General features: G+C 47.1%; 21 protein-coding genes and 1 pseudogene. 20 read left to right on the top strand and 2 right to left on the bottom strand.

Going from position 1 to position 21560, the window contains the following annotated elements; all coding sequences use genetic code 11:
• Positions 1-22: 22 nt before the first annotated feature.
• On the bottom strand, positions 23-271 hold the full coding sequence (gene rpsT, locus DIJ65_RS14230; RefSeq protein WP_117303294.1) for a 30S ribosomal protein S20: 249 nt from the start codon (positions 269-271) through the stop codon (positions 23-25).
• A 217-nt stretch (positions 272-488) separates the two neighbouring features.
• On the opposite strand from rpsT, the gene lepA reads away from it, so the two are divergent.
• The 20 genes from lepA (at position 489) to recO (ending at position 20981) form a co-directional block, all read left to right on the top strand.
• Complete coding sequence (lepA, locus tag DIJ65_RS14225; RefSeq protein ID WP_117303296.1) at positions 489-2318, top strand: translation elongation factor 4; 1830 nt, start codon at positions 489-491, stop codon at positions 2316-2318.
• 55 nt (positions 2319-2373) lie between these two features.
• The gene (hemW, locus tag DIJ65_RS14220) at positions 2374-3513 is read left to right on the top strand and encodes a radical SAM family heme chaperone HemW (RefSeq protein ID WP_117303298.1); all 1140 of its coding nucleotides are present in this window, start codon (positions 2374-2376) and stop codon (positions 3511-3513) included.
• Between the two features lie 460 nt (positions 3514-3973).
• Positions 3974-5002 (top strand): heat-inducible transcriptional repressor HrcA, encoded by a 1029-nt coding sequence (hrcA, locus tag DIJ65_RS14215; protein ID WP_117303299.1) that lies wholly within the window; start codon positions 3974-3976, stop codon positions 5000-5002.
• Between the two features lie 23 nt (positions 5003-5025).
• Positions 5026-5652, top strand: a complete 627-nt coding sequence (grpE, locus tag DIJ65_RS14210) for a nucleotide exchange factor GrpE (RefSeq protein ID WP_117303301.1) — start codon at positions 5026-5028, stop codon at positions 5650-5652.
• A 21-nt stretch (positions 5653-5673) separates the two neighbouring features.
• Positions 5674-7512 (top strand): molecular chaperone DnaK, encoded by a 1839-nt coding sequence (dnaK, locus tag DIJ65_RS14205; protein ID WP_117303303.1) that lies wholly within the window; start codon positions 5674-5676, stop codon positions 7510-7512.
• 113 nt (positions 7513-7625) lie between these two features.
• Positions 7626-8744: a molecular chaperone DnaJ gene (gene dnaJ, locus DIJ65_RS14200; RefSeq protein WP_117303305.1), complete on the top strand. Its 1119-nt coding sequence runs from the start codon at positions 7626-7628 to the stop codon at positions 8742-8744.
• A gap of 15 nt (positions 8745-8759) precedes the next feature.
• Positions 8760-9701: a 50S ribosomal protein L11 methyltransferase gene (gene prmA / locus DIJ65_RS14195; RefSeq protein ID WP_117303307.1), complete on the top strand. Its 942-nt coding sequence runs from the start codon at positions 8760-8762 to the stop codon at positions 9699-9701.
• A 13-nt stretch (positions 9702-9714) separates the two neighbouring features.
• Positions 9715-10452 carry a 16S rRNA (uracil(1498)-N(3))-methyltransferase gene (locus DIJ65_RS14190; RefSeq protein WP_117303309.1) on the top strand — a complete coding sequence of 246 codons (738 nt, stop codon included), beginning with the start codon at positions 9715-9717 and terminating at the stop codon, positions 10450-10452.
• A 110-nt stretch (positions 10453-10562) separates the two neighbouring features.
• Positions 10563-11231 (top strand): deoxyribose-phosphate aldolase, encoded by a 669-nt coding sequence (gene deoC, locus DIJ65_RS14185; RefSeq protein WP_117303310.1) that lies wholly within the window; start codon positions 10563-10565, stop codon positions 11229-11231.
• A 94-nt stretch (positions 11232-11325) separates the two neighbouring features.
• Positions 11326-11499 carry a 30S ribosomal protein S21 gene (gene rpsU / locus DIJ65_RS14180; RefSeq protein WP_117303312.1) on the top strand — a complete coding sequence of 58 codons (174 nt, stop codon included), beginning with the start codon at positions 11326-11328 and terminating at the stop codon, positions 11497-11499.
• Positions 11500-11750: 251 nt separating this feature from the next.
• A complete protein-coding gene (locus DIJ65_RS14175; RefSeq protein ID WP_117303314.1) occupies positions 11751-13079 on the top strand; it encodes an NfeD family protein in 1329 nt (442 codons plus the stop codon).
• Positions 13080-14069: a flotillin-like protein FloA gene (gene floA / locus DIJ65_RS14170; RefSeq protein WP_117303315.1), complete on the top strand. Its 990-nt coding sequence runs from the start codon at positions 13080-13082 to the stop codon at positions 14067-14069.
• Positions 14070-14094: 25 nt separating this feature from the next.
• Positions 14095-14571 carry a hypothetical protein gene (locus DIJ65_RS14165; RefSeq protein WP_117303317.1) on the top strand — a complete coding sequence of 159 codons (477 nt, stop codon included), beginning with the start codon at positions 14095-14097 and terminating at the stop codon, positions 14569-14571.
• A gap of 229 nt (positions 14572-14800) precedes the next feature.
• The gene (locus tag DIJ65_RS14160; RefSeq protein ID WP_117303318.1) at positions 14801-15757 is read left to right on the top strand and encodes a PhoH family protein; all 957 of its coding nucleotides are present in this window, start codon (positions 14801-14803) and stop codon (positions 15755-15757) included.
• A gap of 123 nt (positions 15758-15880) precedes the next feature.
• Positions 15881-18016, top strand: a complete 2136-nt coding sequence (locus DIJ65_RS14155) for an HD family phosphohydrolase (protein ID WP_117303320.1) — start codon at positions 15881-15883, stop codon at positions 18014-18016.
• A gap of 33 nt (positions 18017-18049) precedes the next feature.
• Positions 18050-18514 (top strand): rRNA maturation RNase YbeY, encoded by a 465-nt coding sequence (gene ybeY, locus DIJ65_RS14150; RefSeq protein WP_313903024.1) that lies wholly within the window; start codon positions 18050-18052, stop codon positions 18512-18514.
• Positions 18501-18854 (top strand): diacylglycerol kinase family protein, encoded by a 354-nt coding sequence (locus DIJ65_RS14145; RefSeq protein WP_117303335.1) that lies wholly within the window; start codon positions 18501-18503, stop codon positions 18852-18854. The genes ybeY and DIJ65_RS14145 overlap by 14 nt, the downstream gene beginning before the upstream one ends.
• Before the next feature lie 20 nt (positions 18855-18874).
• Complete coding sequence (locus DIJ65_RS14140) at positions 18875-19285, top strand: cytidine deaminase (RefSeq protein WP_117303324.1); 411 nt, start codon at positions 18875-18877, stop codon at positions 19283-19285.
• Entirely contained in the window at positions 19269-20186 is a 918-nt protein-coding gene (gene era, locus DIJ65_RS14135) for a GTPase Era (protein ID WP_117303326.1), read from the top strand. The genes DIJ65_RS14140 and era overlap by 17 nt, the downstream gene beginning before the upstream one ends.
• Positions 20187-20198: 12 nt before the next feature.
• Positions 20199-20981 carry a DNA repair protein RecO gene (gene recO, locus DIJ65_RS14130; protein ID WP_117303328.1) on the top strand — a complete coding sequence of 261 codons (783 nt, stop codon included), beginning with the start codon at positions 20199-20201 and terminating at the stop codon, positions 20979-20981.
• A 462-nt stretch (positions 20982-21443) separates the two neighbouring features.
• On the opposite strand, the pseudogene DIJ65_RS14125 reads toward recO, so the two are convergent.
• Positions 21444-21560: pseudogene (locus DIJ65_RS14125) on the bottom strand (IS30 family transposase); the annotation flags it as partial.

Below are 21560 nucleotides of genomic sequence, written 5' to 3'. Positions count from 1 at the left end.
AAGGAACCGGCTTTTTACATTTTTACGCTTGTTTCATCAAGCGAGATTTTTGGCGGGCTGCAGTATTTTTATGGATTAAGCCTTTTGAAGCCGCTTTTTCCACTTGTTTAATCGCAGCTTTAACCGTTGCGTTTGCGTTTTCGTCATTGTTTGTCAAAGCTTGCTCAGCTTTTTTCAAAGATGAACGCATTGCTGATTTAGCTTGCGTGTTTTGAGCGTTTTTAGACTCGTTCGTTCTCACACGTTTGATCGCAGATTTAATGTTTGGCATATCTTTCACCTCCTAGACAAATAGCGAAAGAGGTGGAAACACCTCAACTCATTTATGTCTCTATACAACATGAGTTATTTTATCAAACCGCGGAAAGGAATGCAATAGATACGTGCAAAGAAGTTTTCCTTGACACTGAAATCATTTCCGATGCTTTCATTGCCCAATAGCTGCGGTACTGCTATAATTCATAGTAGTTTGTATAGGAGTGTGGACCATGAATCAAGAACAGAGATTAGCGCGTCAAAAGAAAATACGTAATTTCTCCATCATCGCCCATATCGATCACGGGAAATCTACGCTTGCCGACCGCATATTGGAGAGAACCAACGCCCTTACTGCAAGGGAAATGAAGGAACAGCTGCTTGACTCCATGGATTTGGAGCGGGAGCGCGGAATCACGATCAAATTGAATGCCGTCCAGCTGAATTACACAGCAAAAGATGGTGAGACTTATATAATGCACCTTATCGACACGCCGGGCCATGTCGATTTCACTTATGAAGTTTCACGCAGCCTTGCTGCCTGTGAAGGTGCTGTGCTGGTTGTCGATGCTGCCCAGGGAATCGAAGCCCAGACATTGGCGAATGTCTATTTGGCTTTGGACAATGACCTCGAAATTCTGCCGGTCATCAATAAAATCGATTTGCCTGCCGCAGACCCTGAGCGGGTGCGCCAGGAAGTGGAAGAAGTCATCGGACTTGATGCTTCTGAAGCGGTACTTGCTTCTGCAAAAGCAGGAATCGGCATTGAAGAGATTCTGGAACAGATTGTTGCAAAAGTGCCGGCACCAACCGGTGACCCGGGTGCGCCTTTAAAGGCGATGATCTTTGACTCTCTTTATGATCCATACCGGGGAATCGTCTCGTACGTCAGAATCGTCGAAGGGACAGTCAAGCCCGGCGATAAGATCAAGATGATGTCCAGTGACAAAGAGTTTGAAGTAATTGAAGCGGGCGTTTTCACACCAAGAGCAACGCTCCGTGAAGAGTTGACGGTTGGTGACGTAGGATTCCTTACAGCCGCCATCAAGAATGTCGGTGACGCACCAGTGGGTGATACGATCACTCATGCAAGAAAACCGGCAACGGAAGCATTGCCCGGATACCGCCGCCTGAACCCGATGGTTTATTGCGGACTGTATCCGATTGATACCTCGAAATACAATGACCTTCGTGATGCACTTGAAAAATTGGAATTGAATGATGCGGCTTTGCAATTCGAGCCCGAGTCGTCACAGGCACTTGGTTTCGGCTATCGTTGCGGATTCCTTGGCTTACTGCATATGGAAATCGTTCAGGAGCGCATTGAGCGGGAATTTAATATCGATCTGATTACAACTGCGCCAAGTGTTATCTACAACGTTCATATGACAGATAAAGAAGTGCTGAAAGTCGATAACCCGGCAATGATGCCCGATCCACAAAAAATCAGTTTTATAGAAGAACCTTATGTCAAAGCGACTATTATGGTGCCGAATGATTATGTCGGTGCAGTGATGGAAATCTGCCAGAAAAAACGCGGGAATTTCCTGACGATGGATTATCTCGATAATTCACGAGTCAGTATTATTTATGAATTGCCGCTTGCAGAAATCGTCTATGATTTCTTCGATCAGTTGAAATCAGGCACAAAAGGATATGCTTCCTTCGATTATGAATTGATCGGTTACAAAGAATCGAATCTTGTGAAAATGGACATTCTGCTGAATTCAGAGCAAGTGGATGCCCTGAGCTTCATTGTTCACCGCGATTTTTCCTATGAACGCGGCAAGCTCATCGTAGACAAGCTGAAAAACCTTATTCCGAGACAACAGTTCGAAGTGCCGATACAGGCTGCAATCGGCCAAAAGATTGTCGCCCGCCAAACAATCAGTGCGATACGCAAGAACGTGTTGGCAAAATGCTACGGCGGTGACATTTCACGGAAACGGAAACTTCTGGATAAGCAAAAAGAAGGCAAGAAGCGCATGAAGCAAGTCGGGAATGTTGAAGTTCCGCAGGAAGCTTTCATGGCTATATTGAAAATGGACGATCAATCAAAATAACGAAAGAAGGAGGCGGTTTTTCAGCCTCCTTTTCCTATTAGAAAAGAGGATTAACATGGTAAAGGGATTGTATATCCATATTCCATTCTGTCACCAGATCTGTTTTTACTGTGACTTCAATAAAGTATTCTTCAAAGACCAGCCGGTGGATGCCTATATCGATTCGCTCGGAAAAGAACTTTCCTTATGGAAGCAGCAGGGGGCACTCGATCAGCCGCTGGAAACAATTTTCCTGGGCGGCGGCACACCGACCTCCCTCGAACCGCAGCAACTGGAAAGATTGTTGGGCTATATCCATGAATTTGTGCCGATGGCGAGCAACCTGGAATGGACCTCAGAAGCAAACCCCGATGAATTGACGTATGAAAAGATGCAGGTGCTGTTCAATGGCGGAGTCAATCGTCTCAGCATGGGCGTGCAGTCATTTGATGAAGATCTGCTGAAGCGGCTGGGCCGGACACACAATAACAACGATGTCGCCAGGGCTGTGGCAGACGCACGCAAAGTCGGCTTTACCGATATCAGTTTTGATCTTATGTACGGCTTGCCCGGGCAGACTATGAAGCAATGGGAAGATACGCTCGAACAGGCATTTTCTTTTGATCTTCCGCATTTTTCTGCCTATTCGCTGATCATTGAACCGAAGACGGTATTCTATAACCTGATGACAAAGGGGAAATTGAATACAGTGACAGAGGATCTGGAAGCGGATATGTATGCAAAGCTGATGAACGAAATGGAGCAACACGGTTTATTGCAATATGAAATTTCGAATTTCGCACGTCCGGGATTTGAATCCCGGCACAATCTTCTGTATTGGGACAATGAAGAATATATCGGCGCCGGAGCGGGAGCGCACGGATACGTACAGGGAATCCGTTATTCAAACCACGGTCCGTTGAAGAAATACATGGAGCCGCTGGAACAGAACGAGCGGCCGATATTGAATTCACACAGTGTTCCGCGCAAAGAAATGATGGAAGAAGAAATGTTTCTCGGCCTACGCAAAACGGCAGGCGTTTCTTTGGCGCATTTCGTTGAGAAATTCGGAGTCGAAATGGAATCCGTTTACGGGGATATTCTGAAAAAAGAAATAGAAAGCCAAAACCTGGTGATTGAAAACGGCAGAGTGAAGCTGACAAACCAGGGCCGTTTTATCGGCAACAATGTTTTTGAACAATTTTTGCTGGCATAAAATAGATATAGTAGAAGAGTCGATACTTCCTAGCAACCGATATTCCGCAAAACAGCTCGCTTGCCTGGGGGCTCGCCCTGAGCTAACTCGGTCTCGTTTCACTTCGCCCGAGTGGATCTCAGCACTTCGCTTGGTCCCCATGGCGTCTTCGCTGTTGTGCTCCATATCTCTAGAAATCTCTCTAGCGCCGGCGCGGCTCAGGACTGGCCGGAGCAATAAGACGAGTGCTCTTCTCGGCTTATTGCGGGAGGCAAGGAGCGCTTTAGCGCCTCCTTTGCGACGAGCAGTGCGCAGGAGCATAATCTTCGCACTGTCCATAGCGCCGAAGCGGTGTATTATAAAAAATAATATAAATTAAGTTTTAGATAGATGCGCAATCGTTGACAAGCCAAATGGAATTTGGTAATTTTAGTGTAGTCTTAGCACTCGCACTATAAGAGTGCTAACAGAGGTGATGATCATGTTAACAGAACGGCAGCTGCTCATTTTAAAAGTGACAGTGGATGATTATATTCAATCAGCACAGCCGGTGGGATCAAACCAATTAGCTAAAAAATCCGGGATCACATTCAGTTCCGCTACCATTCGGAACGAAATGGCGGACCTGGAAAGCATGGGGTTTCTTGAGAAGACCCATACTTCTTCCGGCCGGATTCCTTCAGAGAGAGGCTACCGCTATTACGTGGACCATCTGCTGACTCCCCGGGCGCTTCCGAAAGAGGATATCGTCCAATTGCGCTCTATTTTTGAAGATAAAATCAGTGAGACCGAAGAAGTGATCAAACGGTCCGCAATGATTTTATCCGAGCTGACCAATTACACATCGATCCTGCTCGGACCAGATGTCCAGCGCCACATCGTCAAAAAATTGTCGATTGTGCCACTGACTTCCAACTCCGCAGTCGCGATTATTGTGACAGATTCAGGCCATGTTGAAAACCGGGTCTTTCCGATTCCAGAAGGGCTTGATCCTTCTGAAATCGAAAAGATGGTTAATATCCTGAACGAACGCCTTGTAGGTGTATCACTGTATGATCTGCATTCGCGGCTGGAACAGGAAACGATGATGATTATGAAGCAGCATATGCAGCGTTACGGCGAATTGTTCTCGACTTTTCGGCAGGCAGTCTTATTGCCGCGGGAGAAAAATGTTTATTACGGGGGCAAGCTCAACATTTTGAATCAGCCGGATTTCCACGATCTTCATAAGATCAGGAGCCTGATGGATGTTATGGAAGAAACGGATCATATTCCCATGATCATTCCGGTAGGCAACCAGGGCCTCCATATCCGGATCGGTTCAGAAAATGCACTCTCAGCAATGGAGGATTGCTCGGTAATTACGGTATCTTATGATATTGGGCAGGAACAAACCGGTTCAATTGCAATAGTCGGTCCAAAACGGATGGATTATAAGCGGATCGTGTCTCTGCTGGATACCTTGAGCGGCGACCTCTCCAAAGAGCTCACCCGAATCCTTCGGAGTTGAGCGAACAAAAGGAGGAACATCACTTGTCCAACAAAAAAAAGACTACAACTACAGAGGAAACACTTGCAGCAGAAAACGCAGCAACTTCGGTCGAACAGGAATCGACTGAAACCACAAATTCTTCAGCTGAAACTTTGAGTGAAGAATCTGCTCCTGCAGAAAACAACTCCGAGGAACAGGCAAATCCTGAAGAAACGAAAGATGAAGAAATCGCCAGATTGAAAGATGAAGTCGAAGCTGAACAGAATAAATATCTTCGTCTTTTGGCCGATTTTGATAATTTCAAACGCAGGTCACAGAAAGACAAGGAAATTTCCACTAAATTCCGTTCGCAGTCATTGCTGACGGACCTGCTTCCGGTATTGGACAATTTCGAGCGCGCCTTGACTGTCGAAACGAAAAGTGACGATACAGCTTCCATTATGAAAGGTGTCGAAATGGTTCAGAAATCCTTGCTCGAAGCGGTAAAACGCGAAGGGCTTGAGGAAATACCTGCTGTTGGGGAACCATTCGATCCGAATTATCACCAGGCAGTCATGCAGGAAAAAGACGAGCAGGCGGAACCGGGCATCGTTTTACAGGAATTGCAAAAAGGGTATACCCTTAAAGGCAGAGTCCTACGTCCGGCAATGGTAAAAGTAAACGAATAAAAGTTAAATGGAGGAATTCAAATGAGTAAAATTATTGGTATTGACTTAGGTACAACAAATTCAGCTGTCGCAGTTCTAGAAGGCGGCGAACCGAAAATTATTCCGAATCCGGAAGGCAACCGCACTACACCATCAGTTGTGGCATTTAAAAACGGGGAGCGCCAGGTCGGCGAAGTAGCAAAACGTCAATCAATCACGAACCCGAATACGATCCAATCTGTAAAACGTTTGATGGGTACGCAGGAAAAAGTAACGGCTGAAGATAAAGAATATACGCCACAGGAAGTATCGGCAATGATCCTTCAATATATCAAAGGCTATGCAGAAGAGTATCTTGGTGAAAAAGTAACGAAAGCGGTCATTACGGTACCTGCTTATTTCAATGATGCACAGCGCCAAGCGACAAAAGATGCTGGCCGCATTGCAGGTCTTGAAGTGGAACGAATCATCAACGAGCCGACTGCAGCTGCACTTGCATATGGCTTGGACAAAACGGATACAGATGAAACGATTCTTGTTTATGACCTTGGGGGCGGTACGTTTGACGTATCGATCCTGGAACTTGGCGATGGCGTTTTTGAAGTAAAATCAACTGCCGGCGACAACCGTCTTGGCGGAGATGATTTCGATAAATTGATTATCGATTATCTGGTGCAGGAATTCAAAAAAGAGAACGGCATCGACCTTTCAAAAGACAAAATGGCAACTCAACGCTTGAAAGATGCAGCTGAGAAAGCGAAAAAAGACCTTTCAGGTGTTTCTTCCACTCAGATTTCATTGCCATTTATCACTGCTGGAGAATCCGGACCACTTCACCTTGAAGTGACAATGGGCCGCGCGAAATTCGATGAGCTTACTTCAGCATTGGTAGAACGCACAATGGAACCGACTCGCCAAGCATTGAAAGATGCCGGCATTTCAGCTTCTGAACTAGACCGCGTCATCCTGGTCGGTGGATCTACACGTATTCCGGCAGTACAGGAATCCGTTAAGAAATTGACTGGAAAAGATCCGCATAAAGGCGTTAACCCGGATGAAGTAGTAGCATTGGGTGCAGCAATCCAAGCGGGTGTCTTGAGCGGCGACGTGAAAGATGTCGTTTTGCTTGATGTAACACCATTGTCCCTCGGCATCGAAACAATGGGCGGCGTGTTTACGAAATTGATCGAACGCAACACGACGATTCCGACTTCAAAATCACAAACATTCTCAACTGCCGCTGACAACCAGCCGGCTGTAGATATTCATGTTCTCCAAGGTGAGCGTCCGATGGCAGCAGCCAACAAAACGCTTGGACGTTTCCAATTGGCTGATATTCCGCCTGCACCTCGCGGCGTGCCACAAATCGAAGTAACTTTCGACATCGATAAAAACGGTATCGTAAGCGTTAAAGCGAAAGACCTTGGAACGCAGAAAGAACAGACGATCACGATCCAGTCCAACACATCACTGACTGATGAAGAAATCGATCGCATGATCAAAGAAGCGGAAGAAAATGCCGAAGCGGATGCGAAAGTGAAAGAAGAAGTAGAACTTCGCAATGAAGCGGACCAGGCGGTCTTCCAGACTGATAAAACTATCGCTGACCTAGGCGAAGTTGTAACTGAAGAAGAGAAGAAAAATGCTGAAGAAGCGCGCGATGAACTGAAAGCTGCTTTAGAGAGTGACAGCACTGATGACATCCGTGAGAAGAAAGAGAAATTGAACGAAATCCTGCAAGCTTTGTCCATGAAAGCCTATGAACAGGCGGCAGCAGCTCAGCAGGCGGCTGAAGGCGATACAGAAGGCGCAGCCGGATCAAACGATGATGTTGTAGATGCAGAGTTTGAAGAAGTGAATGACGATACAGACAAGAAATAAGAAAGACCCGGAAAAGTCAAAGCAAAGCAACATGCTTTGGCTTTTTCAATGTCTTTGCAACACAATAACTAACCGTGTACAATTACAGTTGATTGTTAGAGGGAGAGTGACATATGAATAAGCGTGATTATTATGAGGTGCTTGGCGTTTCAAAAACAGCATCCAAGGAAGAAATTAAAAAAGCTTACCGGAAATTGTCAAAACAATTCCACCCGGATATCAATAAGGAAGCCGATGCATCCGAAAAGTTCCAGGAAGTGAAGGACGCATATGAAGTATTGAGCGACGAGCAGAAACGCGCACAGTACGACCAGTATGGCCACGAGGACCCGAATCAGGGATTCGGTGGTTTCGGCGGAGGAGCGGAAGGCTTCGGATTCGAAGACATCTTCAGCACATTCTTTGGCGGGGGCACGCGACGCCGGGATCCGAATGCGCCGCGTAAAGGCGAAGATCTTCAGTATTCCATGACAATCGATTTCATGGACGCTGTTTTCGGAAAAGAAACGGAAGTTGAAATTCCGAAAGAAGAAACTTGCGATACTTGTGACGGCTCCGGCGCAAAACCGGGCACGAAGAAAAAGACCTGCCCATATTGTGAAGGGACAGGCCAGTTGAATGTCACACAGGACACGCCTTTTGGCCGCATGGTCAATCGCAGAGCTTGTCAGCACTGTGAAGGAACAGGCCAGATCATCGAAGAAAAATGCCAGACATGCAAAGGCGCAGGCAAAGTGCGCAAAGTCAAGAAGATCAAAGTCAGCATACCGGCGGGTGTCGATGATGGCCAGCAATTGCGTGTGAATGGACAAGGCGCACCTGGTTATAACGGCGGACCGCCAGGAGACCTGTATGTCGTTTTCCGTGTAAAACCGCATAAAGAATTCCAACGCGAAGGCGACGATATCTACCTTGAATTATCAGTTACTTACCCACAGGCGGCACTTGGGGATGATATCGAAGTATCAACCGTCCACGGCAAAGTGAAACTGAAAATCCCTGCAGGGACGCAAAGTGGGGCACGTTTCCGTTTGAAAGGCAAAGGGGTCCAAAATGTCCATGGATATGGCACAGGAGACCAGCACGTCATTATACGTGTAAAAACACCAACGAAACTCAACGAGAAGCAACGTCAATTGCTCAGAGAGTTCGCTGAAATCAGTGGTGACATTCCGGAAGAACAGGGAAGTTCATTATTCGATAAAATCAAACGAACCATCAAAGGCGATTAAAGGAGCTGTTTGCACGTGAAATGGTCAGAACTATCCATCCATACGACAAACGAAGCGATTGAACCGGTTTCGAATATCCTGCATGAAGCCGGAGCCAGTGGTGTCGTCATTGAAGATTCGGAAGACCTGGTTAAAGAACGGGAAGATCAATTCGGAGAGATCTGGTCTTTAAGTCCGGATGACTTTCCGAAAGACGGCGTTATCGTGAAAGCCTACCTCCCCGTCAACAGCTTTCTTGGAGAGACGGTCGAAGCGATAAAGTTGGCAGTCAATAACCTTGTCACCTATGACATCAATATCGGGGCCAATGTCGTTACGATCAGCGAAGTGAACGAAGAAGAATGGGCAACAGCCTGGAAAAAATATTACCATCCGGTCAAGATTTCCCAGCGCTTTACGATTGTGCCGACCTGGGAAACTTATAATCCGGTTTCAAGTGACGAACTGATCATCGAGCTGGATCCCGGAATGGCATTTGGAACGGGGACTCACCCGACAACGGTCATGAGCCTTCAGGCGCTCGAGAAAACCGTAAAACCGGATGATCGGGTCATTGACATTGGAACCGGTTCGGGGGTACTTGCCATCGGTGCTGCGCTTCTTGGTGCGAAACAAGTACATGCACTTGATCTGGACGATATTGCGGTCAAGGCTGCCGGCATCAATGTCAAACTCAATAAGGTCCAGGACCGTGTAAAAGTAGCAGGCGGAAATCTGGTCGATACGATAGAAGAGCCTGGAGACGTTGTCGTAGCGAATATCCTGGCGGAAATCATCATCTCATTTACTGACGATGCCTTTGGAGTGGTCAAACCGGGCGGTTATTATATAACCTCCGGCATCATCGCTGCGAAGAAGAATGATGTCAGGGACGCACTGGAAGGTTCCGGCTTCAAAATCGAAGATATTATGATGATGGAAGATTGGGTAACGATCATTTCTAAAAAACCTGAATGAGCGGGGTGCAACGATGCAGCGATATTTTATTGAAGGCAAAGTTCCCGAAAACCGTATAACTGTTATTACTGGCGATGATGCAAAGCACATCGCCAAAGTTATGCGCCAAACTGCCGGCGATGGGCTGATTGCCGTAATGGAAGGCAAAGCATTCAGTGCGACGATTCTTTCCGCTGAACGTGATATTGAACTGCGTCTCGACAGCGAGATGGAAGCTGATGTGGAAATGCCGAAACGGGTTACAATTGCCTGTGGCTTGCCCAAAGGCGATAAACTGGATCTCATCACACAAAAAAGTACAGAACTCGGCATGCATGCTTTGATCCCGTTTTCTGCTGAGAGATCCATCGTCAAATGGGACGCCAGCAAAAACGACAAGAAAATTGGCAGATTGCAGAAAATAGCGAAGGAAGCTGCTGAGCAATCACACCGGACCCATCTCCCGGTGATACATAATGTCCACAGTTTCAAGCAATTGCTGGAAGCGGCTGAAGACTTTGACGCGGTGATCGTTGCTTATGAAGAAGAGGCGCGATCTGCCAGTCCGGTGCGGTTTGCCGATATTTTAAAAACATTGTATGATAAAAGTTCAATATTGATTGTTTTCGGCCCTGAAGGCGGAATTTCAGAGGCGGAGGCTTCCAGCCTGAAACAGGCGGGGGCGCTGTTCACTTCCTTAGGTCCCCGTATCCTGCGGACCGAAACGGCACCTCTCTATGCAATGTCGGCAATGTCTTACGAATTCGAATAAAAGAGATGGTCATTTATGTCGAGGGCAACTTTCATTTTGTTGGCTGGAAAGTGAATCATCAGGAACCGAACAGGTTATTTTAAAAACTTATTATAGAATGGAGCTTTTACATGACTAACATTGCATCTTATATTGACCACACCCTATTAAAACCGGAATCCACAGAAGAGCAGGTCATCCAACTTTGCAAGGAAGCAGCGGAATATGAATTTGCATCTGTCTGCATCAACCCTTCTTATGTAGAGACTGCTGCTGCACAACTGAAAGACAGCAACGTAAAAGTCTGTACGGTCATCGGTTTTCCGCTGGGCGCTTCGACTTCTGAAACCAAAGCGTTTGAGACAACTGACGCCATCGAAAAAGGTGCGGAAGAAATCGACATGGTCGTCAATATCGGAGCCATCAAGTCCGGCAACAGCGAGCTTGTCAAAAGTGACATCCAGGCGGTTGTAACTGCTGCAAAAGGCAAAGCCATCGTGAAAGTCATCATCGAAACATGTCTCCTGACTGACGAGGAAAAAGTAATGGCTTCACGTCTGTCAAAAGAAGCCGGCGCAGATTTCGTTAAAACGTCAACCGGCTTTTCAACCGGCGGCGCCACCATCGATGATGTTAAATTGATGCGCAAGACTGTCGGAGCCGAACTTGGCGTGAAGGCTTCCGGCGGCGTAAGAAGCCTGGAAGATGTTCAGGCAATGATTGATGCAGGCGCAAGCCGGATCGGCGCAAGTTCAGGAGTCCAGATCATGCAGGGTCTTAAATCGGATTCCGATTATTAACTATTGACTCGAGTTTGAACATACGATATAATTTTTTGTATATAACACTTGTTGTTACTTTCTTCAACGTGTGTTCGGAGGGAGGGAAAAAGAGATGACAAAAACAAATGTTCGTAAAAACGAATCAATTGAAGATGCTCTTCGCCGCTTCAAAAAAACTGTTTCTAAATCCGGGACAATGCAAGAGGTACGAAAGCGGGAGTATTATGATAAGCCTAGCGTGAAACGCAAATTAAAATCAGAAGCTGCGCGTAAACGTAAATTTTAATTGACCCTTACTTTTAATATGAGACTTTTAAAAATATGAACGACCAGCTGAAACCGGCTGCACATCCATTGTGCAGCCGGTTTTTCTATTTATGGACAAAAGGTGAAAGGTTCTGATTTCTTGACAAAACAGGAAAGCGCTTTCTTCGCTATTCCAAAATTTTAAATTTATAATTAAATAAACGGAAAACTTGAAACCGATTGCAGGTTCATCCGTAAAAATAGGAACGGATAAGTAAAGGGGTGATCTCTTTGAGGAAGATGAAAATCTTTACTGTCGTTATGCTGTTTGTCCTGGCATTGCTGTCGCTCATCCCGGTGCTGCATGCAGACAGCCATTCCGTTTACATAATACCTGTGGAAGCGGAAGTTGAAAGAGGGCTGCAGGCGTTTATCGAAAGAGGCATCGAAGAAGCGGAAGATGCCGATGCCCAGGCAATTATTTTTGAAATCGATACGCCAGGTGGCTTTGTTGATGCTGCTGATGGCATTGCCCGCCTGTTGCAGGAAAGCTCTATTCCGCCAATAGCCTATATCAACCAGGATGCCCTTTCGGCGGGCGCATATCTTGCATTGAATGCAGAGGAAATCTATATGCATCCCGCGGCCAGGATGGGGGCGGCGCAAGTCATCGACCAGGCGGGCAATGCCGCTGGAGATAAAGCGAACAGCGCTTGGCTTTCCTCAATGTCAAACGCTGCAGAAAGCTCCGGAAGAGATCCACTATATGCAGTTGCCATGGCAGATGCGTCCGTGGATCTTCCACAATACAGGGCAGGGGAAGGCGAATTGCTGACACTTCGGGCCGGCGAAGCGGAAGAAGTTGGTTATTCGGAAGGAACCGTATCCTCCCTTGAAGAATTATTGGAATTGAAGGGAATGGAAGACAGCGAAATCGTTTATATCGATGAAACATTTTCCGAAAGCCTGGCACGTTTCCTGACGAATCCGGTAGTCGTACCAATTTTGTTGAGTGTCGCGATGCTCGGATTGTTGCTTGAGTTGTTCACTCCGGGCATTGGAGTTCCCGCTTTAATCGGACTCACTTCGTTGATGCTGTTCTTTTATGGCCATCTCGTGGCAGGGCTTGCAGGCTACGAATCGATCATCCTGCTCTTCATCGGTCTGGGCTTGATGATTGCAGAATTTTTCATCCCCGGCGGTGTGTTGGGGATACTCGGAATCGCTGCTGTGCTTGGAAGCATCCTGTTGGCCGGCGGAGACCTTCAGACAACAGCCATTTCAATACTCATAGCAATGATAGCAGCAACTTCGGGGATGGTGATATTAGTGAAATTCTTTGGCAAAAGGCTCAGTTTATTCAAGCGCATCATTTTATCGGATGCCACGGATACTAAGAGCGGCTATGTATCGACCGCCAATCGGCCGGAACTTATCGGCCAGATGGCAATTACTGCTACAGAATTGCGGCCTTCAGGCACCATAATCTTCGGAGATGAACGAATTGATGCAGTTTCCGAAGGGCGCTACATCGGCCGCAGCAAAGATGTTAAGATTATCAAGGTAGAAGGTTCACGCATTGTAGTCCGTGAACTGGAGAAAAAAGAGGAGGAAGAATAAATGGGACTTGAAGCAATTGGCCTTGGGGCCGCCATAATCGGCATAATAATCGTTCTGGCAATATTCTTCACATTTGTACCCGTAACATTATGGATTTCTGCACTGGCTGCAGGGGTCAAAGTCAGCATCTTTACATTGATCGGTATGCGTTTGCGCCGCGTTATTCCATCACGCATCGTCAATCCGTTGATCAAAGCTTCAAAAGCCGGGTTGTCGGTTCAGATCAACCAACTGGAAAGCCATTACCTTGCGGGTGGTAACGTAGACCGTGTGGTCAACGCTCTGATCGCGGCACACCGTGCCAATATTGAACTTCCGTTTGAACGCGCAGCCGCTATCGATTTGGCAGGCCGTGACGTACTGGAAGCCGTACAGATGTCGGTTAACCCGAAAGTTATTGAAACGCCATTTATCGCGGGTGTTGCGATGGACGGAATCGAAGTGAAAGCGAAAGCACGTATTACAGTGCGCGCCAACATCGACCGCCTTGTCGGGGGTGCGGGTGAAGAAACAATCGTTGCACGTGTTGGTGAAGGGATTGTATCCACACTCGGTTCAAGCACGAGCCATAAAAAAGTTCTGGAAAATCCGGATTTGATTTCTCAGACAGTATTGGGCAAAGGCCTGGATTCAGGTACAGCATTTGAGATTCTTTCCATTGATATCGCGGATGTGGACATCGGCAAAAACATCGGTGCTGAATTGCAGACCGAACAAGCCGAAGCCGACAAGAAGATCGCTCAGGCTAAAGCCGAAGAACGCCGTGCAATGGCCGTTGCCAGTGAACAGGAAATGAAAGCGAAAGTTGTCGAAATGAGAGCGAAAGTTGTCGAAGCGGAAGCAGAAGTTCCACTGGCAATGTCGGAAGCTCTGCGTTCGGGCAATATCGGTGTCATGGATTACGTGAACTACAAAAACATACAGGCTGATACAGGCATGCGTGATTCGATTGCCAAAACCAGCACTCCCCAATCCAATGACGAACAATAGATGATCCAAAGAGGAGGTTTGTCACATGGAACCACTCATATTCGCTCTCATCATTATGGCGATCGGCGCGTTTTTTAATAATAAGAAGAAAGACGAAGGGGGTTCACGGCCTAACCGCAATGCGGGCGGTCAACAGCGAACCTCGGGCCGCGCTCAGGGAGGATTCAAGCGCATGGAAGATTACGCCAAAGAGATGTATGGTGAATTCCAGGCGCAGATGAATCCTGAAGCAGATAAAAGAGAACAGGTTAAAGAACAGGTTAAAGAAAAAACGAAAGAAGTGGTCGGGAGACAATCTCAGAGCAGACCGGGCCGTGAAGCGAAATCTTTCGCTGATTATGAGATTGGCGGAAGAATGTCTTCCCGCAAAACACCGTCCCGCCCGCCGCTTGAAAAGACGGCTGAAGAAAGCAGGAGTCCATTTCCGCTTTCTCAAAGCGAAGCTCAAAGAGCAATTGTTTTAGCGGAAGTGTTCATGCCGCCGAAGGCGAAAAGAAAATAAAAACAGCTGTTTTAACAGCCGATGACTTTAGCCTGCAGAGGACTTGCATTTCCTCTGCGGGTTATTTTTATGGGCCATTTTCTTCATGACGAAATACAAAAGAATAAACAGATTTATTTTATTATAATATTATTATGTAAAGTAATTTGGGTGTGATAATATTTTACAGCTATTCCTGTTTAATGATAGAGTAAAATCAGAATAAAAATTGCAACCAAGGAGTGTCTGAATGACTGAAAATGAATTATTGGAACTTCATGTGAAAGACCCGAATGAAGCGGTGCTTCTGCTTGGCATATCAGACAATCACATGACATTGATTGAAGAAGCATTTGATATTCATATCATTACCCGCGGTGAAGTTATCAGGCTGTCTGGGACCGATGAAGGCAAAGAAATCGGAAAATCATTGATAGAACAGTTGCTGAAAGTGATCCGGAAAGGCATCAACATTGACCAACGGGACATCGTTTCTGCAATAGAAATGGCAAAATCAGGAACAATTGAATATTTTGCGGAGCTTTATGATGAAGAAGTCGCCAGAAACGCGGCCGGTAAAATTATCCGGGCGAAGACGATTGGCCAGCGCCATTACATCCGCGCAATCCGCAGCAAAGATCTGACTTTCGCCATCGGACCGGCGGGAACGGGAAAAACGTATCTAGCAGTAGTAATGGCCGTACAGGCTTTAAAAAACGGCCAAGTCAAACGCATCATTTTAACAAGGCCAGCAGTTGAAGCGGGGGAAAGCCTCGGATTCCTGCCCGGCGACCTGAAAGAAAAGGTCGATCCCTATCTCCGGCCGCTGTATGATTCCATGCATGATGTGCTGGGGGTCGAACAGACCAACCGCTTTATCGAACGCGGTACAATTGAAGTAGCGCCTCTCGCTTATATGCGGGGCCGGACACTTGACGAGGCCTTTGTCATATTGGACGAAGCCCAGAACACGACTAAAGCGCAGATGAAAATGTTTTTGACCCGTCTCGGTTTTGGTTCGAAAATGATTATCACCGGGGACAAGACACAAATCGATTTACCGCGAGGGGCTGAATCCGGCCTGATTGCTGCAGAGAAGATTTTGAAAGGTGTCAGCGGAATTCAGTTCATGTATTTGGAAAGCGGGGACGTTGTCCGCCATCCTTTAGTGTCGAAAATAATTGATGCCTATGAAAACCAGCCTTAAATCGGCTGGTTTTTGTTTTTACATGAAATTTACATTTGAGAAGTGAATGGAAATTATTCGGAAATATCGTGAAATCTTTTATTGATATTGATATGATAGGAATACTAAAGGTGGGGTGGTCAGATGGTCTCAAAGATTCGGGCGCTGGTGGAAAAGACGGGCTTCAAAGTTTTTTCCGTGACAATGATTTTACTGATAGGCGTTATTTTATACGGTTTCCTTTACAGTTCAGTCAAGGGAGATACATACAATGTTCAACTGTTTCAATTATCGGATGAAACAATCCGGTCTTCCAAAACCGTCGAAGATCCGGTCAAAACCGAATTGGAGAGACAGCGGGTAGCTGAAGAACTGGCACCGAGCTATAAATTCAATGATGAATTGGCCGGCAATCAGTCAGCAGTCATCGCCTCTCTGTTTGGATATGTCGATGACGCCAAAGACATGGAAGAGGAAGAAACAGAAGAAGGCGAAGAAGAAATTGATGATTTACAGAATATGGTGGTGGAGCTGCGGGAAACAACGCGGTTGATGGAAACAAGTGAAAACGGGCTCAGGCTGACGGACGATATGCTGCGGTCACTGCTGACATTGCCGGATGACCGGTTGAATGCCGTGCAGCGGGAGCTGGAGGAAATCGTTGAAGAATTGCTGGCAGTTCCTGTCCGCAAAGAAAATGTCGACAACAAACGCAACGAAGTGGAGCAGGCAGTCCGCAATAACGAGGAAATCCCGGCATCGGCGTTGCAGGCGGCTGTATCGATCGGAAGGTTCGGCATCATTGCCAACGAAACAATTGATACAGACCTGACGGAAGCTCAGCTTGAACAGGCCAGAAAAAGCATAGAGCCGACAAAAATTCTGCAGGGCCAAGTGCTTGTTCAGGAAGGGCAGGTGGTCGACCGGGAAGTTTACCGCCAACTGGAACTCGCGGGCATGACGGAGGAACAAACGGATTTAAAACCCGCACTGGGTCTCCTGTTGTTTGTGCTGATCGCGATGGGCTTGTTAATGATCATCATCCGCCGTTCCCAGGAAACGGAACAGAAGAAAACAACTGCTTTGCTCGTGTTGGCTGCTGCTGTAACCATTAGCCTGACATTCATGAAGCTTCTGCAGGCGGTAAGCGGGAATTTTGATGTGGAGATTTCGTTCCTGTTTCCGACAGCGCTGGCAGGAATGATTGTCCGGATGCTGATCAATGAAAGAACGGCAATCTTTGTCACCATCTTAACTGCAGCAACGGCGGGAATCATGCTGCAAAATGGCTATTCACCGATTCTCCAGATGGAAACCGTTCTGTACATTCTGTTCGGCGGACTGGTGGGCGTTTATCTGATTGAGCGCGATGACCGTCGGGCCAGGCTATTGCAAACAAGCCTGTTCGTGGCCATCGCCAACTCTTTCTTTATCGGTTTCTACCTTCTGATTTCCCAAAGTCAGTACGATTTGGCTGAAGTCGGCTTTTATTTCGCAGCGGCTGTCATTTCCGGTTTGCTGTCCGGTGCATTGACAATTGGTCTGCTCCCATTTTTTGAATGGGCTTTCGGGCTCATTTCGCCGATGCGCCTGATTGAACTGGCAAATCCGAATCATCCCCTCTTGAAGAAGATCTTGACGGAAACGCCAGGAACCTATCATCATAGTGTTATGGTGGCAAACCTGGCGGATGCCTCCTGTGAAGCAATCGGGGCAAATGGCCTGCTGGCGCGTGTGGGCTGTTATTATCACGACATCGGCAAAACGAAGCAGCCCCAATATTTTATCGAAAACCAGATGAATATTGCCAATCCCCATGATGCCTTGCCACCACAGAAGAGCCGGGACATCATACTCGCTCACGGAGCCCGGGGAGCGGAAATGCTGCGCAAGCACAAAATGCCGAAAGAAATTGTTGATATAGCTGATCAGCACCACGGTACCAGCCTGTTAAAGTATTTTTATATCAAAGAAAAAGAAAAGAATCCCGAAGTTCGGGAAGAAGATTACCGCTATGCGGGACCGAAACCCCAAACAAAAGAGAATGCAGTCATCATGGCAGCGGACAGCATCGAAGCGGCAGTCCGCTCGATGAAGGATCCAACATCAGAAAAGATAAAAAAATTGGTGAATTCGATAATAGAAGATAAACTGAAGGACGGGCAATTTGATGAATGCGACCTGACAATGAAAGAATTGAAGACAATCAGAAATGTCATGTGTGAAACGCTGAACGGCATTTTTCATTCGAGAATCGAATACCCGCAGGACAAAGAGTAGAAGGAGGTTTTCAATTTGTTGACAATCGATTTTATGGATGAAACCGAATCGTTGAAAGAAACCGATATGCAATTTGTGGAAAGAATCCTTCAACATGCAGCCAAAGAAGAGAAAATTGAAGACGCTGAGTTGTCGGTCAGTTTTGTTACGAATGATAAGATCCGCGAAATCAACCGGGAGTATCGGGACAAAGACCAGCCGACGGACGTGATTTCCTTTGCGATGGAAGAACAGGGCGAAGGGGAAGTGGTCATCCAGGATTCCGGAGAACCGCGAGTGCTTGGGGATATCATCATTTCCCTTGACCGGACAAGGGAGCAGGCAGCAGATTACGGGCATTCATTTGAACGGGAGCTGGGCTTTCTTGCCGTGCACGGTTTTTTGCATCTGATGGGGTATGACCATATGAATGAAGAGGATGAAAAAAACATGTTTGCCAAACAGGATGTGATTCTGTCTTCACTGGGAATTACGCGTGATGGCTATGAAAGCAATTAGGTTTTTCCGTTCCTTCGTTTTTGCGTATGCCGGAATCCTTGCCGCACTGAAGAGTGAACAGAATATCCGGTTCCACTTTACGGCGGCTGTCATAGTGGTTGTGGCTGGACTGTGGACCGGTTTATCCGGTGTCGAATGGATGATGGTCGTATTGGCAATCGGCGGGATGATATCTTTTGAGATGTTCAATTCCTCGATGGAGCGGATTGTCGACCTTGCGAGCCCCGATCTGCATCCGCTGGCAAAGCAGGCAAAAGATATGGCTGCAGGCGGCGTTTTGGTATTTGCCATGGCAAGTGCTATAATTGGTTTACTAATATTTTTACCAAAATGGTTCTAACTTTTATAGAGGTGATTGAGATGGAAAAGAAACAATTATTGGAGCAAGCGATAGCGGCACGCGGCAATGCCTATGTGCCATACTCGAAATTCCCGGTGGGGGCTGCACTCTTGACGGCTGACGGCAAAGTTTACGTGGGCTGCAATATCGAGAATGCCGCCTATTCGATGACGAATTGTGCAGAGCGCACTGCAATCTTTAAAGCTGTATCAGAAGGTGATGTGAAATTCACGGCTATGGCTGTTTCGGCTGATACGGAAGGCCCGGTTTCCCCTTGCGGCGCCTGCCGCCAGGTTCTTGCCGAGTTTTGCGCACCGGAAATGCCGGTTTATTTAACAAATTTAAAAGGCGACGTTCAGGAAACAACAATCGGCGAATTACTGCCTGGAGCTTTTTCAACGGAGGATTTAAAATATGCAGCAGGAAAATAACGGATTCAAATCAGGTTTTATATCCATCATCGGACGCCCGAATGTCGGTAAATCGACGTTCCTGAACCGTGTGGTCGGACAGAAAATCGCAATTATGAGCGACAAGCCGCAAACGACACGCAACAAAGTCCAGGGCGTTGTGACAACAAACGACACCCAAATGGTCTTTATCGATACACCAGGCATCAACGAGCCGCGTCACAAACTTGGCAACTTTATGCTGAAAGTGGCTAAAAACACATTTCGTGAAGTGGATGTGCTGCTGTTTGTGGCCAGCGCCGATGAGCGCATCGGCAAACAGGACCGCTACGTGCTTGACATGTTGAGGGGTATTGACGTGCCGGTGTTCCTGGTACTGAACAAAATCGATCAGGTGCATCCGGACGACTTGCCGAAACTGATTGAATCGTACCGCAAAGAATTCGATTTTGCGGAAGCCATCCCGATTTCGGCTTTGCAGGGCAATAATGTGGAAAACCTGCTGGCGAAAATTTCAGAGCGTTTGCCGGAAGGCCCGCAATACTATCCGGCTGACCAGGTGACTGACCATCCGGAGCGTTTCATCATTTCCGAGCTCATTCGCGAAAAAGCGTTGCATTTGACCCGGGAAGAAATTCCCCATTCCATCGCGGTTGTAATTGAAAAAATCGCGCCGGATGAGGAAAATCCGGATATGATTCGTGTCCAGGCGACCATCATGGTTGAGCGGGATTCCCAAAAAGGCATTGTCATCGGCAAAAAAGGGGCTTTACTGAAAGAAATCGGCTCCCGCGCCCGACAGGATATCCAGAATCTGCTTGGGACAAAAGTCTATTTGGAATTATGGGTGAAAGTGCAGAAGGACTGGCGCAACAAAGCCCTTCATTTACGTGATTTTGGTTTCAGAGACGATGAATACTAAGGAGTAGTCTCCATGCAAAGTCAATTAGAAGGCATTGTCATCCGCACGATGCCATACGGCGAGAACAACAAAATCGTCACCTTGTTCACCCGTGAAGCAGGCAAGATCACCTGCATGGCGAGGGGGGCAAAAAAGCCGGCAAGCCGGCTTGCGGCGATTACGCAGCCCTTTACACATGGCACTTATTCGATCTATAAGGGCAAAGGGATGGGAACGCTTCAGGCAGGCGATCAGTTGGAATCGCTGCGGCATATTCGTGAAGATCTCATGTCCACGGCCTATGCAAGTTATGTTACGGAATTGGTCGACAGGCTGACGGAACAGGATGAACCCCAGCCGGGTATCTACGAAATGCTGTTTCAGGCCTTGCATGCCATTGAAGAAGGCTATGATCCGGAAGCGATCACCTTGTTTGTGGAATGGAAAATGCTGCATACAGCCGGACTTGCTCCGACACTGCATGAATGTGCAAATTGCGGGGCGACTGATGGCGAGTTTGCCTTTTCGTTTCAGGAACTTGGCTTTCTGTGCCACCGCTGTTTCCATATCGATCCCTACATCATCCGTCTGAGTCCGGCGCTGGTGAAGCTGATTCGCACCTTTTATTTCGTGCCGATCGAACGCGTCGGATCCCTGACTTTGAAAAAGGAATCCAAAGCATTGATGAAACAGATTGTCCGCACGATTTATGAAGAACAGGCAGGAATCCGGCTGAAATCGAGAAAGTTCCTCGAGCAGCTGGAACGCACGCCGGAATTTCTGCCGAAAAAAGAAGATGACCCGAAAGACAGCTGAACTGGCTGTTTCGGGTCATCTTTTTTTCCATATTTTTCATTTACTGTCCGGAAGAGTTGAAATACTGTCCGGAGCGGTCAAAATACTATCCGGAAATCCGATTTACTATCCGCATTCTGAAAATACTGTCCGCAAGCAATTTAAACAAAATATAAAAGCGCTGCTCCCATAATTTAGGAACAGCGCTTTCGCATTTCTTTATTGATGTCCAGACTCAAGCGGCCCAGCTCTTCGGGGCATAAGCCACTTTGTGTCTAGTCTTCAGTGCCCAGCTCTTCGGGATATAAGTCAAAACAGCTGCGTAGCAAAGAGCGCCACTACGCTGTTTCGCCTTATACCTGTCAGAGCTGAAGAGGCACTTTCGCTTTTCGAGACTATGCGGCTGAAAACACGCCGCTGTGTCAGAGCGCCTTACGCTTGTCGGAGCTGAACGGCCGCTTCCGCTTTTCTTAATTCCGTTTGTCAATATAAGCTAGACAAGTCCATTCCATTCAGGTGACTCAAAAATGCCTCCAGGGGTGTGCGGTAGTCCAGCGACTTCCTTGGAATGTTATTCCGCTTGTCAGCTACCGTGGAAAT

The sequence above is a fragment of the Planococcus salinarum genome, from assembly GCF_007004625.1.
Lineage (GTDB): Bacteria > Bacillota > Bacilli > Bacillales_A > Planococcaceae > Planococcus > Planococcus salinarum.
The sequence above is the reverse complement of the archived record's forward strand: the minus strand, read 5'-3'. Positions and strand labels throughout refer to the sequence as shown.

Excerpts from the sequence above, each read along its gene's own strand:
- hemW (WP_117303298.1), top strand. The coding sequence starts at position 2,374 with ATGGTAAAGGGATTGTATATCCATATTCCATTCTGTCACCAGATCTGT.
- DIJ65_RS14145 (WP_117303335.1), top strand. The coding sequence starts at position 18,501 with ATGAAAGCAATTAGGTTTTTCCGTTCCTTCGTTTTTGCGTATGCCGGA.
- deoC (WP_117303310.1), top strand. The coding sequence starts at position 10,563 with ATGACTAACATTGCATCTTATATTGACCACACCCTATTAAAACCGGAA.
- rpsU (WP_117303312.1), top strand. The coding sequence starts at position 11,326 with ATGACAAAAACAAATGTTCGTAAAAACGAATCAATTGAAGATGCTCTT.
- floA (WP_117303315.1), top strand. The coding sequence starts at position 13,080 with ATGGGACTTGAAGCAATTGGCCTTGGGGCCGCCATAATCGGCATAATA.
- DIJ65_RS14165 (WP_117303317.1), top strand. The coding sequence starts at position 14,095 with ATGGAACCACTCATATTCGCTCTCATCATTATGGCGATCGGCGCGTTT.
- DIJ65_RS14140 (WP_117303324.1), top strand. The coding sequence starts at position 18,875 with ATGGAAAAGAAACAATTATTGGAGCAAGCGATAGCGGCACGCGGCAAT.
- era (WP_117303326.1), top strand. The coding sequence starts at position 19,269 with ATGCAGCAGGAAAATAACGGATTCAAATCAGGTTTTATATCCATCATC.
- dnaK (WP_117303303.1), top strand. The coding sequence starts at position 5,674 with ATGAGTAAAATTATTGGTATTGACTTAGGTACAACAAATTCAGCTGTC.
- hrcA (WP_117303299.1), top strand. The coding sequence starts at position 3,974 with ATGTTAACAGAACGGCAGCTGCTCATTTTAAAAGTGACAGTGGATGAT.
- dnaJ (WP_117303305.1), top strand. The coding sequence starts at position 7,626 with ATGAATAAGCGTGATTATTATGAGGTGCTTGGCGTTTCAAAAACAGCA.
- recO (WP_117303328.1), top strand. The coding sequence starts at position 20,199 with ATGCAAAGTCAATTAGAAGGCATTGTCATCCGCACGATGCCATACGGC.
- ybeY (WP_313903024.1), top strand. The coding sequence starts at position 18,050 with ATGGATGAAACCGAATCGTTGAAAGAAACCGATATGCAATTTGTGGAA.
- rpsT (WP_117303294.1), bottom strand. The coding sequence starts at position 271 with ATGCCAAACATTAAATCTGCGATCAAACGTGTGAGAACGAACGAGTCT.
- lepA (WP_117303296.1), top strand. The coding sequence starts at position 489 with ATGAATCAAGAACAGAGATTAGCGCGTCAAAAGAAAATACGTAATTTC.
- DIJ65_RS14155 (WP_117303320.1), top strand. The coding sequence starts at position 15,881 with ATGGTCTCAAAGATTCGGGCGCTGGTGGAAAAGACGGGCTTCAAAGTT.
- DIJ65_RS14160 (WP_117303318.1), top strand. The coding sequence starts at position 14,801 with ATGACTGAAAATGAATTATTGGAACTTCATGTGAAAGACCCGAATGAA.
- DIJ65_RS14190 (WP_117303309.1), top strand. The coding sequence starts at position 9,715 with ATGCAGCGATATTTTATTGAAGGCAAAGTTCCCGAAAACCGTATAACT.